This is a genomic window from Actinomadura pelletieri DSM 43383 (assembly GCF_003634705.1).
In the GTDB taxonomy this organism is placed as follows: Bacteria; Actinomycetota; Actinomycetes; order Streptosporangiales; family Streptosporangiaceae; genus Spirillospora; species Spirillospora pelletieri.
On record NZ_RBWU01000001.1, the window covers coordinates 1296896 to 1310706 of the forward strand.

At 69.5% G+C, this 13811-nt stretch carries 15 protein-coding genes; 7 read left to right on the forward strand and 8 right to left on the reverse strand.

What is annotated here, in order from left to right:
* The first annotated feature begins 24 nt into the window (after positions 1-24).
* Together BZB76_RS05860 and BZB76_RS05865 are read left to right on the forward strand one after the other, a co-directional pair.
* Positions 25-2112 carry an RNA degradosome polyphosphate kinase gene (locus tag BZB76_RS05860; protein WP_121433210.1) on the forward strand — a complete coding sequence of 696 codons (2088 nt, stop codon included), beginning with the start codon at positions 25-27 and terminating at the stop codon, positions 2110-2112.
* A complete protein-coding gene (locus BZB76_RS05865; RefSeq protein WP_121433211.1) occupies positions 2109-3029 on the forward strand; it encodes an NUDIX hydrolase in 921 nt (306 codons plus the stop codon). The genes BZB76_RS05860 and BZB76_RS05865 overlap by 4 nt, the downstream gene beginning before the upstream one ends.
* Here the strand turns inward: BZB76_RS05865 and BZB76_RS05870 are convergent.
* Positions 2995-4482, reverse strand: a complete 1488-nt coding sequence (locus tag BZB76_RS05870; RefSeq protein ID WP_147449341.1) for a CYTH and CHAD domain-containing protein — start codon at positions 4480-4482, stop codon at positions 2995-2997. The two genes, BZB76_RS05865 and BZB76_RS05870, sit on opposite strands and share 35 nt — an antisense overlap.
* A 103-nt stretch (positions 4483-4585) precedes the next feature.
* On the opposite strand from BZB76_RS05870, the gene BZB76_RS05875 reads away from it, so the two are divergent.
* Complete coding sequence (locus tag BZB76_RS05875) at positions 4586-5278, forward strand: HAD family hydrolase (protein WP_121433213.1); 693 nt, start codon at positions 4586-4588, stop codon at positions 5276-5278.
* On the opposite strand, the gene BZB76_RS05880 is transcribed toward BZB76_RS05875, so the two are convergent.
* Positions 5279-5800 carry a MarR family winged helix-turn-helix transcriptional regulator gene (locus BZB76_RS05880; protein WP_121433467.1) on the reverse strand — a complete coding sequence of 174 codons (522 nt, stop codon included), beginning with the start codon at positions 5798-5800 and terminating at the stop codon, positions 5279-5281.
* Between the two features lie 63 nt (positions 5801-5863).
* Between BZB76_RS05880 and BZB76_RS05885 the strand changes: the two genes are divergently transcribed.
* Entirely contained in the window at positions 5864-6901 is a 1038-nt protein-coding gene (locus BZB76_RS05885; RefSeq protein WP_121433214.1) for an alpha/beta hydrolase, read from the forward strand.
* Positions 6902-6911: 10 nt separating this feature from the next.
* On the opposite strand, the gene BZB76_RS05890 is transcribed toward BZB76_RS05885, so the two are convergent.
* Positions 6912-7499 (reverse strand): TetR/AcrR family transcriptional regulator, encoded by a 588-nt coding sequence (locus BZB76_RS05890; protein ID WP_121433215.1) that lies wholly within the window; start codon positions 7497-7499, stop codon positions 6912-6914.
* Positions 7500-7563: 64 nt separating this feature from the next.
* Here BZB76_RS05890 and BZB76_RS05895 point away from each other — a divergent pair, with 64 nt between their 5' ends.
* The gene (locus BZB76_RS05895) at positions 7564-7968 is read left to right on the forward strand and encodes a nuclear transport factor 2 family protein (RefSeq protein ID WP_121433216.1); all 405 of its coding nucleotides are present in this window, start codon (positions 7564-7566) and stop codon (positions 7966-7968) included.
* A 25-nt stretch (positions 7969-7993) separates the two neighbouring features.
* On the opposite strand, the gene BZB76_RS05900 is transcribed toward BZB76_RS05895, so the two are convergent.
* Together BZB76_RS05900 and BZB76_RS05905 are read right to left on the reverse strand one after the other, a co-directional pair.
* A complete protein-coding gene (locus BZB76_RS05900) occupies positions 7994-8839 on the reverse strand; it encodes an isocitrate lyase/PEP mutase family protein (protein WP_121433217.1) in 846 nt (281 codons plus the stop codon).
* A gap of 129 nt (positions 8840-8968) precedes the next feature.
* Positions 8969-9427, reverse strand: a complete 459-nt coding sequence (locus BZB76_RS05905; protein ID WP_121433218.1) for a GNAT family N-acetyltransferase — start codon at positions 9425-9427, stop codon at positions 8969-8971.
* A gap of 154 nt (positions 9428-9581) precedes the next feature.
* On the opposite strand from BZB76_RS05905, the gene BZB76_RS05910 reads away from it, so the two are divergent.
* Together BZB76_RS05910 and BZB76_RS05915 are read left to right on the forward strand one after the other, a co-directional pair.
* On the forward strand, positions 9582-9911 hold the full coding sequence (locus tag BZB76_RS05910; protein ID WP_121433219.1) for a WhiB family transcriptional regulator: 330 nt from the start codon (positions 9582-9584) through the stop codon (positions 9909-9911).
* Between the two features lie 65 nt (positions 9912-9976).
* Positions 9977-10576, forward strand: coding sequence for a rhomboid family intramembrane serine protease (locus BZB76_RS05915; RefSeq protein WP_121433220.1), 600 nt, complete (start codon positions 9977-9979; stop codon positions 10574-10576).
* Here BZB76_RS05915 and BZB76_RS05920 read toward each other — a convergent pair.
* The 3 genes from BZB76_RS05920 to BZB76_RS05930 form a co-directional block, all read right to left on the reverse strand.
* Positions 10563-11309, reverse strand: coding sequence for an SDR family oxidoreductase (locus BZB76_RS05920; protein ID WP_121433221.1), 747 nt, complete (start codon positions 11307-11309; stop codon positions 10563-10565). The genes BZB76_RS05915 and BZB76_RS05920 overlap by 14 nt on opposite strands.
* A gap of 62 nt (positions 11310-11371) precedes the next feature.
* Positions 11372-12835: a hypothetical protein gene (locus BZB76_RS05925; protein ID WP_121433222.1), complete on the reverse strand. Its 1464-nt coding sequence runs from the start codon at positions 12833-12835 to the stop codon at positions 11372-11374.
* A gap of 64 nt (positions 12836-12899) precedes the next feature.
* Positions 12900-13685 (reverse strand): sporulation protein, encoded by a 786-nt coding sequence (locus tag BZB76_RS05930; protein WP_121433223.1) that lies wholly within the window; start codon positions 13683-13685, stop codon positions 12900-12902.
* Positions 13686-13811: the final 126 nt, after the last annotated feature.

Sequence of the window (13811 nt, forward strand, 5' to 3'; positions counted from 1 at the left end):
ATCTTGCTCAGGGAAAATTACGGTATGACCGTCAATCCAGGACAGATGCCCCATGCGGCCGAGGCGTTGCCCGATGACCGCTTCCTCGATCGGGAGGAGAGCTGGCTCCGGTTCAACCAGCGCGTCCTGGAGTTGGCCGAGGATCCGAAGCTGCCGCTGCTCGAACGTGTCAGGTTCCTGTCGATCTTCGCGAGCAATCTGGACGAGTTCTTCATGGTCCGCGTCGCCGGGCTCGCCCGCCGGATGGCGACCGGGCTCGCCGTCCAGTCCGCCAGCGGCCGCCAGCCCCGCGAGGTGCTCCAGCGGACCGGCGAGGTCGCGCACGAGCTGATGGAACGGCACGCGGCCTGCTTCCGCGACGAGATCAGGCCCGCGCTCGGCGACGAGGGCGTCGACATCCTGCGCTGGGACGAGCTGGCCGAGACGGAACAGGAACGGCTGCGGCGGCTGTTCCGCGACCGGATCTATCCCGTCCTCACCCCGCTCGTCGTCGACTCCGCGCATCCGTTCCCGTACATCTCGGGCCTGTCGCTCAACCTCGCGGTGATCGTCCGCGATCCGGAGACGGACGCGACGATGTTCGCGCGGGTCAAGGTGCCGCCGCTGCTGCCCCGGTTCATCGAGGCGTCACCCGACCGGTTCACGCCGCTGGAGGACGTCATCGCCGCCCATCTCGGCCAGCTTTTCACCGGGATGGAGGTCGTCGAGCACCACGCGTTCCGCGTCACCCGCAACCAGGATCTGGAGATCGACGAGGACATCAGCGAGGGGCTCCTCCAGGCGCTGGAGCGCGAACTGCTGCGCCGCCGGTTCGGCCCGGTCGTCCGGCTGGAGGTCGAGGAGTCGATCTCCAGCGGTGTGCTGGACCTGCTGACGTCCGAGCTGGGCGTGGACGAGGGCCAGATCTACAGCGTCGTCGGACCGCTCGACCTCGGCGGCCTCGCGGCCATCGCCGACCTCGACCGCCCGGAGTTGAAGTACCCCCCTTTCGTCCCGTCGAAGGAGGCGCTGCCGCAGGATGCGAGCATCTTCAGCGCGATCCGTGACCGGGACGTGCTCGTCCACCACCCGTACGACTCGTTCACCACGACCGTCCAGCGGCTGATCGAGGACGCCGCGGTCGATCCGCGCGTCCTGGCGATCAAGCAGACGCTGTACCGGACCAGCGGCGACTCCCCGATCGTGGACGCGCTGATGAGCGCCGCCGAGGCGGGCAAACAGGTCGTGGTCGTCGTCGAGCTGAAGGCCAGATTCGACGAGCGCGCCAACATCGCGTGGGCACGGAAACTGGAGACGGCCGGATGCCACGTCGTGTACGGGTTCGTCGGGCTGAAGACGCACTGCAAACTGGCGCTGATCGTCCGGCAGGACGACGACGGCCACCTGCGCCGGTACTGCCACATCGGCACCGGCAACTACCACCCGAAGACCGCCCGCCTGTACGAGGACTTCGGGCTGCTCACCGCCGACCCGGAGGTCGGGGAGGACGTCAGCGCGCTGTTCAACCACCTCACCGGCTACTCCCGGCAGGGCTCCTACCACCGGCTGCTCGTCGCCCCGAACAGCCTGCGGGCCGGGCTCGTGCAGCGGATCGAGCACGAGATCGACAACCGGCGGGCCGGGCATCCCGCCCGTATCCGGATCAAGTGCAACTCCCTGGTGGACGAGGTGATCATCGACGCGCTGTACCGGGCCTCGCGGGCGGGGGTGCCGGTGGACGTCTGGGTCCGCGGCATCTGCGCGCTGCGTCCGGGCGTGCCGGGACTCTCCGAGCTGATCCGGGTGCGCAGCGTCCTCGGCCGGTTCCTGGAGCATTCCCGCGTGTTCGCGTTCGAGAACGGCGGTGAACCCGAGGTGTGGATCGGCAGCGCCGACCTCATGCACCGCAACCTCGACCGTCGCGTCGAGGCCCTGGTCACCGTGACCGACCGGGCGCAGCGCGGCGAACTGCTCGCCCTGCTGGACCGGGCCATGGACGACGGAACCGACGCCTGGGCGCTCGCCGGAGACGGCACGTGGACGCGGCTCACCGCCCGTCCCGGCGAGTCCCTGCAGGACATTCAGACGCATCTGGTGAAGAGCCGCCGGTGGAGGACGGTCGATAACCAATGACGCCCCTGGAAGGGACGGCGGCGTCGCAGCCCGCCGTCCGGGCGGCCGGTGTGCTGTTGTGGCGGGACGGCCCCGAGATCGCGGTGATCCACCGCCCCCGCTACGACGACTGGTCGTTCCCCAAAGGCAAGATCGACAAGGATGAGCACATGCTGCGGGCGGCCGTCCGCGAGACCGGGGAGGAGACGGGCATCGTCCCCCGCCTCGGCCGCAGACTGCCGACCACCATCTATCCCGTCCACGACCGGACGAAACAGGTCCACTACTGGGCGGCCCGTCCCGTCGCGGAGAGCGTGTTCACCCCGAACGAGGAGGTCGACGAACTCGTCTGGCTGCCGCCCGCCGAGGCCGAGGCGAGGCTCAGCTACGGCCATGACGTCGACCTGCTCCACGAGTTCCTGAACGGCCCCATGACCACCTCGCCGTTCGTCATCCTGCGGCACGCGTGCGCGGGGGAGAAGCTCGACTGGCGCGAGGCCGACGAGCTGCGCCCGCTGGACGCCGCGGGCCGCGCCGAGGCCACGAACCTCGCCGGGCTCCTGCACGCCTACGGCCCGGCCCGCATCGTCAGCTCGGCGACGGCCCGCTGCGTCGAGACCGTCCTGCCGTACGCGCGCCTCACCCGCGAACCCGTCGTCACGGACGCGGCGTTCACCGTCGGCGACACGAGCCCGGATCGGGCCGTCGAGCGGCTTCTCTCCCTGGTCGCGGACGGCGTCCCGACCATCGTGTGCACCCATGGCGAGGTCGTCTCCGCGCTCGTCACCGGGTTGTGCAAGGAAATGGGGGAGAAGAGCCCGGACGACCCGAGCCTGCGCAAGGCCGAGTTCTGGGCGGCGCACCTGAGCGGCGGATCGATGGCCGCCCTGGAGCGCCACAGTGTCAGAACGACGGCCCAAGCGTCTGCGACCATGTAGTCGGCAGCAGGTCACGCGCCGCCTCCGCCTGGCACTCCTCCCTGCCGTAGAGGACGCCGAGGGTGAACGCCTCCGCCGGAACCTTGGTGCGCCGGCCCGCCGCCGCGAGATGTTCCATGGCGATCACACCGTCCTGGTATCCGCCGAGCACCTCCTGGATGCGCTTGGCGTCCTTGACCAGCCGTTTCGCCTCCACGCCGAGCACCGGAACCGCCAGCTCCGCCGCGTACCGGGCCCGCTTGGCGGCCTTGCGGGTGTCATGCCGCGCCAGGTCGGGATCGTCGGACGTCTGAATCCTCGCGTAGTCCTTCGCCATCCGGCTCCAGGCCCGCGTGACGAGACCCGGCAGTTCCTTTCGTGCCTTACGCTCGCCCGTCCGGGTCACGGGCGGATCGAGGATCAACCTGTCGAGCTCGTCGAGCAGGGCGAAGTACCGCGGCTCTTTGAGGCTCGCGTTCATCCTTCGATAGGCCGACCGTTCCTGCCGTTGCAGATCCTCCAACACGAACGCGGGTGCCTCCGTGAACCGCATCCGCAGCACCTCGCGGTCGCGCACCTCCCCGAGGACGGCGGCCAGCCAGCGCAGCTCCGGACCCAGCGGGACCGTCCGCTCCGCGTCCAGAACCGACCGGTAGCTGCGCAGCGCGCTCCGCAACCGCCGCACCGCCACCCGCATCCGGTGGACGGCGTCGTCCTCCCCCAACCGCGCCTTCGGATCGAACTCGAGGATGGCATCGACCTGCGCCGCGAGGTAGGCCAGCACCACCTCCCCGGTCGTCACCACCGGGCCCTTCCCGTTGCTGGTGGCCGCCGCGACCCGGGCCCGCGCCGCCGCCCGCGCCGCCACGGCCGGCGACGGCACGACCGCCTCACCGAGCAGCCGCCCCAGCTTGGACGACGACGCGGCCTTGCGCGCCCCGCCCTTGCGCAGCCGCTTGCCCACCGCCTTCAACAACTCCGGAGGGCCACTGCCAAGCTCGACCTCGATCTCCCGCCACTGCTCCGTGCGCGTTTCCACCTGCCCCGTCACCAGGTCGTCGGCGATCTCCACCAGCGTGGTGCCGTCCGCGCCGAGCAACCGGACGACGGTCCGCCGCGTCGACAGCGTCGCGACCGGGCATGGCTCCTTCCCGCGCGTGTACGCCGCGACCAGCCCCGACAGCCGCGCCGGGACGACCAGCGGACGCCCCAGCGGCGCCCGCAGCTCCTGCTTGCTGTCCGGCCCGACGGGCATCTTCAGATGCCAGCCCGCGTCCACCCCGCCCCGCCGTCGCCGGAGCGTGATGCCGTGCGCCGCGAGCCGCAGATCCGCGGTGTCGAAGTACCCGGCGTGCAACTCGTGCACCTCCGGCTCCGCGGCCGACACCACGCCCGGCAGTCCGTCCAGTTCCGGCAGGACGAACTCCGCCGCCGCGTCGTACTTCTGCTCAACCTCTAGATGCCTTTCGGCCACGCTCGGCTCCTCCAGTCCGACAAGGGCGCACACCTCATTGACCAGGATTCCACGCCCGCGTGAACGGCAACAGAAATCCTTGGGCTCCGTTTAGCATGCGGAGGTGCGCACACTGGTTCTCTGGGACATCGACCACACCATCGTCAACGCCGGCGGCATCAGCGCCGAGATTTACGGAACGGTGTTCCAGCGGTTCGTCGGCCGACCGGCGTCGACGGTCGCGGCCATGGCCGGACGCACCGACCTGGCCATCACCGCCGAGACCCTCCGCCGCAACGGCGTCGAACCGACGCCCGCCCTGATGGCGTCGTTCACCGAGGCGCTCGCCGAGGCCTTCACGTCCCGGCAGAAAGAAATGGCCGACCGCGGCCATGTCCTGCCCGGCGCGCGGGCCGCGCTGAAAGCCCTCTCCGCCCGACGCGATGTGATCCAGTCGGCACTCACCGGCAACATGCGCCGGATAGCCGTGTGCAAACTCACGGCATTCGCGCTCATCGACTTCTTCGATCTGGACGCCGGCGCCTACGGCACGGACGGTTTCGAACGTCCGCCCCTCGTAAAACTCGCCCAGGAACGCGCCACCAGGAAATACGGTGACGAGTTCACCGCGGCCAACACCGTGCTGGTCGGCGACACCCCGCATGACGTCCGCGCGGGCCACGAGGGCGGCGCCCATGTGGTCGCCGTGGCGACCGGCGCCACCTCCGCCGCGGACCTCCGCCTCTCCGGCGCGGAGGTCGTCCTCCCCGACCTCACCGACACCTCCACGGTCGTCCAGTCCGTCCTCCGCGCCTGATCAGGGTTCGACGGACGGCATGAGCGGCGGCCCGTCGTCCTCCAGCGCCACCACGACCTTGCGGAGCAACCCGGACAGCCTCCTGAGTTCCTCCTCGCTCAACGCCGCGAGAAGCGCGCGCTCGTTGGCCGCCTGATCGTCGATCGTGTCCTCCCAGGCCCGATGCCCCTGATCGGTGAGCCGTACCAGAAGCCGTCGCCGGTCTGCCCGGTCATGCGTCCGCGCGATGTGCCCCGACCCTTCCAGCCGATCCAACCTGCTGGTGAGGGTGGCGGGATGGACGTTCAGGGCGTGAGCCAGCCAACTCGGCGTTCCCTGGTAGGGCGGCCCGGCGGAGCGTAGCCGCCACAGGATGTCGTACTCCCAGCTCTTGAGGCCCCTGGCGGACAGCCCCGCCGCGCGACGGTCCCCCAGCACCCGAACGAGACCCTGCATCCGGGTGATCGTCCCCTCGACATCCGGGTCGAGCCCGGGCACCTCCCGGGACCAGTACTCGATATGCCGATCAACCGAGTCTTCCATCTCCGAACCGTACCATTTCATATATTATGCTTTCATAATAACTCCAGGTGATGGGAGCCGTCCATGCCGCTATGGCCCGCCGACTTCGCAGGCAGGATCGACGAACACACCATCGCCAGCGAGTTGCTCCGCGACAACCCGCTGGGCGACCCCCACGAAAGACCCCTGTGGGTCTACACGCCGCCGGGCTATGACACCGAGACCGAGCGCCGCTATCCGGTCGTCTACATGCTTCTGGGCTTCACCGGACGGCTCTCGGCCTGGAGCAACCAGCCCGGGGCCTACCGCACCTCGATCCCGGTCGCCACCGACGCGATCTTCGCCGCGGGTGGGGCCCCACCCATGATCCTGGTCTTCGTGGACGCCTGGACGACCTACGGCGGCAGCCAGTACGTCGACTCCGTCGGAACCGGCCGCTACCACTCCTACCTGTGCGAGGAGGTGGTGCCGTGGGTGGACGCCCGCTACCGGACGCTCGCCACCCGAGACCATCGGGCCATCGCGGGCAAGTCCAGCGGTGGGCTGGGCGCCATGGTCACCTCGATGCTGCGCCCCGACCTGTTCGGCGCGTTCGCCTCCCACAGCGGTGACTCCCTCTCCGAGGCCCAGTACATTCCGCATTTCCTGGAGGCGGCACGCGACCTGCGCGCCTACGGCGGCGACATCTTCACCTGGTGGGACGATTTCCGTTCCCGGATCGCCTTCACCAAAGCGGAGGACCTGCGCCTGCTGGAGATCCTCGCCGTGTCGGCCTGCTTCTCACCCGACGCCGACGGCACCCCCCTGCTGCCCTTCGATCCGGTCACCGGAGCACTCCGCCCCGGGCCATGGCGACGCTGGCTGGCCTGGGACCCCGTCCGCATGGCACCGGCGCACGGCAAGGCGCTGCGCTCGATGCGAGCCATCTGGCTCGACGCCGGAACCCGCGACGAATGGTTCCTCGACCTCGGCGCCCTGGCCTTCCGCGAGGCCTTGGACAAGGCCGGCGTCCCGCGGAACTCCGTGCACTTCGAACTCTTCGAGGCGGGCCACCACGCCATCGAATACCGCCACCCCCAAGCCCTGACCTGGCTCGCCCACCACCTCGCCCCCACCGCGTGAACGCCGCTCCTCACCGATCACGAGGGAGCGGCGCGGACGTGGATGCCGCCGTGCCGAGGACGGCCTGGCAGGTTGTGGTGATGAGGTCGTCCACGTGGGGCGGTGGTGGACGGCCGTCGGCGAGGTGGCGTCGGACGGCGCCGTAGGGGACGTCCACCGTGGCGAACACGAGTCGTTCCCGGTCGATGTCGGGGTGGCGGGCGGCGAAGGCCGTCAGGGCGTCCGTGGCCCGGGTGTTCAGGTCTTCGGTGAGTTCGGGAGGCCAGGAGGCGGCCAGGTCCTGGCGCCGGTAGAGGAGCAGGACCGCGGCCTCGTCCATGTGCAGGCGACACCATCGGGGCGTGTGCAGCGCGGCGGCCTCGGGGTCGTCTTCGTCCAGGGCCGTGGCGAAGCCCTCCTGGAAGCGGCGCACGGTACGGGTCCAGAGGGTCGCCAGGATCAGGTCGCGTGAGCCGAACCGGTGGTAGAGGGAGCCGGACGGGGCGCCCAGCCGCCTGGCGATCGCGGAGATCGTGACCGCTCCGGGTCCGCTCTCGGCCGTGATCGCCAGGGCCGCGTCGAGGATCTGGTCCCGGCTGAACTTGGCGGGTCTCCCCACGCGGACTCCCCTCGGGGTGATGCTAATCTAATTCTAGAACGGCTTCTCTAAAAAGGTGGTGCCCATGAGTGCCGACTCGGACGTCGTCGCCCGTTTCTACAGTGCCGCGCAGGAGGGCGATGCGGCGGGAATCCTGGAGGTTCTCCATCCGCGTTTCGAGGCGCACACCGCGCCTGGCCTGCCGTGCGGGGCCGGTGGAACCTTCCAGGGGCCCCGGGAGACGCTCGCCCGGGTGTGGGGAGCGGTGTTCGCCGAGTACGACACCGCCCCCTTCGCGGAGAGCCGGCACGAGACGACCGACGGCATGGTCGTGGTGACCGGCCGGTACCGGGGCAAGGCGCGGGGCACCGGACGGGCGTACGAGGCCGAGTTCGTCCATCTGTGGCGGGTGACCGACGGTCGGATCTCCTGGCTGCACCAGTACACCGACACCGTTCCCTGGCACGAGGCGCTGGAGCCGACCGGCTGACGTGGCTTCCCGGGCCCCGAGACTCTCAGCCCCTGGGATGGTGGCGGCTGATGTTGCCTTCCAGGAGCGCCAACGATTCCTTGACGCCGACGGCGCCGGGCGCCATCTCGGGCAGCCGACCGTTGTCGCGCTTGAGCCCGAGCAGGGCCTCGTCCATGGCGGTCTGGGCCGCGAACAGGCACGGGGTGCTGTAGATCGCGACGTTCACGCCGAGTTCGGCCAGCTCGGGTAGCGAGAGGCGCGGTGACCTGCCTCCCGCGATCTGGTTGAACAGCAGCGGCTTGCCGCCGATGACCTCACGGGCCCGCCGGATCCACTCGACGCTGCGAACGCCGTCGATCAGGACGACGTCCGCGTCGGTGTGCGCCAGTGCCTTGGCGCGCAGCAGGACCTCCTCCTCGTCGGTGGCGTCGGTGCGGGCGACCACGACGAGATCACGCCGGGTCTTCAACACCATGTCGAGCTTGGTCAGGTACTCCTCCAGCGGCAGGATCCGCTTGCCGTCGACATGGCCGCAGCGCCGGGGCCGCTGCTGGTCCTCCAGGATCACGCCGGACGCGCCGATCATTTCGAGGTGTTCGACGACGTGGCAGGCGACCTCCGGGTCGCCGTAGCCGTCGTCGATGTCCACCAGCAGGTGCTCGCCGGGGAAGGCGAGCCGCAGCCGCTGCACGAACGCCACCATGTCAGGCCAGGCGATGAAGCCGATGTCGGGCAGTCCGTAGTGGGACGCCGCGAACCCGAAGCCCGACACGAAGAGCCCGTCGTAGTGCTTCGCGGCGACGGAGGCGGAGAACATGTCGAACACCCCGATCAGTGGGGTGACCCTCTCCGACAGGATCTCTCGTCTTAGCTCGGCTCCGTACTTCACTCTCGCCTCCCGCGTCGGCGACACAGTGTCCGTGCGTAGTTACTCACAGTACTGGCAAAGGGGGTGGCGGGTAAGGCGATTCCGACGACAAGGCCGGAGCGGCCGTCGTTCGGGTGGTGGCAGGGGCGCTCAGTCGTCGGTCAGGTGGTATTTCATGCCCATGTGGGACGGGCGAAAGCCGATCTTCTGGTAGAAGCGGATGGCGTCGGGGCGCTGGCGGTCGGTGGTGAGCTGGACGACGCGGCAGCCCCGGGCCCGTGCCCGGTCGATGGCCCAGGTGATCAGTTTCTGGCCGAGGCCGATGCCGCGGTGGTCGGCGGCCACGCGGACGCCCTCGATCTGGGCGCGTTCGGCGCCGGTGTAGGTGAGGCCGGGGATATAGGTGAGCTGCAGCGTGCCGGCGATCTCGCCGGCGATCTCGGCGACGATCACCGCGTTGTTGGGGTCCTTTTCGATCGTCGCGAAGGCGGTGAAGTAGGCGTCCGGAATCTCGTCCCCCGGCGTTTCGCGGGTCGCTCCCAGGGGATCGTCGGCGAGTAGCCGGACGATCCGGGGCAGGTCGTCCACCGTCGCCTCGCGGAAGGTCACTTCTTGATCACGCCTCACGTCGCACAGGTTATCCGCACGCTGACTTGCAAGGTTCACGAACGTCTTGTAGTACTACGTGTTGTAGTACTACGTTGAGTGAGACGATCCGACCGACGGACTGCCGGTGGTCTCCTCGCCGCGCAGGGAGAAGCCAATGCACAACACCGAGAACGAGGAACACTGGAGCGACCACGCGATCTGCCGCGGTGCCGACCCCGACCTGTTCTTCCCGATCGGCTACTCCGCGCCCGTGCTCAAGGCGCAGGAGGACGCGGCCAAGGCGATCTGCGCGAACTGTCCGGTGAAGGCCGACTGCCTGGCCTGGGCGCTGCGGGTGGGCGAGCCCGACGGCATCTGGGGCGGGACCACGCCCGAAGAGCGCCGCTACCTGCGGCGGACGGCCGACGCTCCCGCCCGGCGGCCGCTGCCGGTCATCGTCGTCCGGGGTGACGCCTCGGAGTCGGAGCACGCGTCCGCCGCCTAGCAGGCACCTTCTGGACGTCCCGCGCGTTGACCGTGCAGGGGAACCCGGAACTACGGTGGACTGATATGAGCTATACCCCCGACACGCAACGCTCCACAGGGCTGGCCAAGCACGGCGCGCGAGCGCTCTCGGCGGCGGTCCTGATCGGATCGGTGACCGCGGTCATGTGGGTCCTGGAGGCGTTCGACTACACGGCCAACGGGTGGTTCGACCGGTTCGGCGTCCAGCCCAGGGACGTCGGCGACCTCCCGGACATCTTCACCGCGCCGTTCATGCACGGCGGGTTCGGGCACCTGATGGCCAACACGATCCCGTTCGTGATCCTCGGGTTCATCGCGGCCGCCCGGGGCGTCCCCAAGTTCCTGGTCGCCAGCCTGATCGTCATCGTGGTCGGCGGCCTCGGCGTGTGGTTCACCGGCTCCGCCAACACCCTCGGCTCCAGCATCCTGATCTTCGGCTTCTTCGGTTACCTGCTCGGTCGTGGGATCTTCGAGCGGCGGGTCGCCGACCTCTTGATCGCCGTCGCGGTCGTCGCCGTGTACGGGACGATGCTGCTCGGCGTCCTGCCCGGCGAGCCCGGCATCTCCTGGCAGGGCCACCTGTTCGGGCTGATCGGCGGTGTCCTCGGCGCCTGGTTCCTGCGCCGCCGCGCTAGCTCGGCCTGACGGTCACGTCGGAGACCACGGCGTCCCGCGGCGTCTCCAGGGCGGAGACGAGGACACGGGCCACCGTTGTGGGGGCGGCGAAGTCGTCCTCGGCGTAGGGGTGGCCCTCCTGCGCGCGGACCTTCCGCTGCATCTCGGTGGCCGTCCGCCCCGGGTAGACGGTCGTGACGCGCAGCGACGGTTCCTCGGCGCGCAACGAGTCGGCGAGGGCGCGCAGGCCGAACTTGCTCGCCGCGTACGCCGACCACTCGGGGTTGGCGCGCAGACCCGCGGTCGAGTTGACGAAGACGACATGCCCCTCGGCGGCGCGCAGCGCGGGCAGGAGCAGGCGGGTCATCTCCGCGGCGGACACGAGGTTCACCGACAGATGCTGGATCCACTCGACCGCCTCCATGTCGGCGACCGGCGCGAGGTGCACCATGCCCGCCGCGTGGACGACGCCGTCCAGCCGCGCCGGAAGCCCGGCCGCCGCGAGGGACGCCTCGATGCGCAGCGGCTCCGTCAGGTCCAGCGGGATCGTGGTGACGGACGCGTTCCGCCGCCCGGACATGACCGCGCCCGGATCGATGACCTGGGTCGGGGCGTGCGCGGCGCCGCGCAGCCGCGCGGCCAGCCGGTCGAGGCGTTCGGTGGAACGGCCGGTGAGGACGAGGTCATGCCCGCGTTCGCGGAGCAGCTCGGCGACGGCCGTTCCGATGCCGCCGGTCGCCCCCGTGATCAGATACGTGCCCATGGCGTTCCATTCTGGTCGGTCCCCTATCGAAATGGACGCCGGGGCCCCTCCGCGGGTTCGGTTCAGTTGGACGCGGGTCGCAACACCCGCGTCGCGCCCGCGATGAGCGCGGTCGCGAGGACCCAGCCCGTCGTCACGAGCCCGTACGCCACCCAGCGGGACCAGTTCACGGCGTCGTACGACAGTTGCTGCCCGAACGTGTCGAGCGGTATCAGCAGGTCCAGGGTGTAGATCAGCGCGTGGAAGGCGGGCAGTTCGTCCTTGGGTTTGACGGGACGCGGTTCCTCGATGGAGAACACGGTCGTCCCGATGGCGAGGAGCGCCGCGAACCAGGCGGCGGCGAGCCACGGCCGGTAACCGTAACCGACCGTCCAGTCAAGGAGCTGGTTGTACGCCCGCCCGACCGGGTGCAGGCCGCGGCGCCGGGCGCGGAGCTTGGCGAGCTGCACCTTGCGGGCGAGGTCGTCGTGGCCGATGCCGTGGTACCAGGCGGCGAGCTGCTCGTACGGCTGGAGATGGAACTCGGGGTCGCGGGACACCCAGCTCAGCCGGTCCTTGAACTCCGCGCCGCGCAGTGTCTCGTACGTCATGCCGTTCAGGTACAGCTCGTCCGGCCATACGTGCGCCCGGTCCATGATCAGGGAGATTCGGGAGTACGACAGCGACACCCGGCCCTTGATCTTTTCCGCGGGCAGCAACAGCAGCTCGTCGGCCTGCATGTGGCTGGCGTGCAGCGCCATACGGGCGGGGTCGCCGGAGTCGAGACGCGCCCGGGAGAACGACAGGATGCCGTTGAACCGGCTGCTGCGCAGCCGCATGGTCCCGAGCGCGGTGAAGCCTTGGCTGAACTCGGCGGTGTCCTCGACGACCATGTTCTGCCCGTCGAAGGCGAGACGCCCGGGATTGCTGAGCGTCGCGCGCTCCATGAACAACCCGCCGCTGAAGCGCGCCCCCACGAGCCGGATCCCGCCGGTGATCCGCGCGTCGCGGGCGAACACGCCCGCGTCCACGACGAGACCCCCACTGAAGAAGGCCCATTTGTCCGGATCGGTCACGGTGATCTCGATGCCGTTCATCCGCAGCCCACCGCTGATGTGGGCGCGCGGCAGCCGTATCTCGCCGTGGACGACCGAGCCCGACAGGCTGACATAGCCGTCGGCGCGGAGGCCACCGCCGTCGAACCCCGGCATCCAGCAGTCGGAGAACCGGAGTTGGCGGGTCTCGGCGTTGGAGAAGTCGGGTTCCTCGACGAGCCGGCACTGTTCCAGCCGTAGCTCGTGCTCGACCGTCCCGCCGGAGACGTCGATCCGTCCCAGCACGTAGGCGCCGCGTAGGCGGACCGCGGCCACGCAGCCGGGACGTGCCTCGTCCGCGCCGAGGAGCAGTTGGGTGATGACCTCGGCGCGGATCATTCGGTCGGGGAGCGGCCCGTCGGGACGGTCCTCGCCGAGGACGACGGTGGCGCCGGTCGAGAACGCGGCCCAGAGGCGACGTTCGGCGTTGTTGAGGCCGGGGGGCTGGGGCACGGACCCTCTTTCCAGATGGAGATCCCCTCCACGATCGTCCTCGCGGAGGGGATCTCACGGACGGTCAGAAGAAGCCGCGGCGTCGTCCGGCGGCCTGGAGGAAGCCGTCGAGTTCCTGCTCCCAGTTGGTGTTGTCGACGGTCGCGTAGTCCACGGTGAACCGGCTGAACGCGTCATGGCCTTCGGTGAACGCACCGCCCCGCTTGTCCAGCTCCAGTACGACCTCCATGGACTGCGGGTACGACACGAACGTCACTTCGAGCTGCTTGATGCCGCGTGCGTACCTGCTCGGCGGATAGAACTCGATCTCCTGGTAGAAGGGCAGTTCCTGGTGGACGCCCCAGATGCGGCCCTTCTCGCAGTCGGCGTTGCGGAACTGGAAGCCGAGGTTGGAGAACGCCGCCAGGATGCGCTCCTGCGCGGGCAGCGGGTGGATGGCGATCGGGTCGAGGTCGCCCGGGTCGAGCGCGCCCGCGACCTCCAGCTCGGTGGCGAGCCCGACCGTGGTGCCGTGCAGCGGGTGCCCGTACATGTGCGTGAGAGGCGCCTCCCACGGGATGGGGAACTGGAACGGGATGCTGTAACGGGCGCCGTCGTCCAGTTCGAAGGCCCCGGCCACCTGCAGCTTGGAGTACTCCAGGTTGGTGGTGTACTCGTTGTCGCCCGACTCGATCTCGACTTTGGTGCGCAGCGCGAGGTTGACCGCCTTGATGTCGGAGTCGTGCTGGCCGCCGATGATGGCGATCTCGCCGGTGACGACACCACCGGGCGTGGTGTTGGGGTCGTGCAACGTCGTTTCGATCGATGGGCCGCCGATGCCCATCGCCTTGCGGATCTTCTTGAAGACCAAGGTCCGTCCTCCCGTGTCCGAGCACCTCGGGCGCTCTCTCGTCCCATAGACGCTGTTACGGGAGATTACGTTCCTCAATCCGCTTCTGACCTGCGAAACGCCGGTCCGACCGTTGTTCCGTTTCCG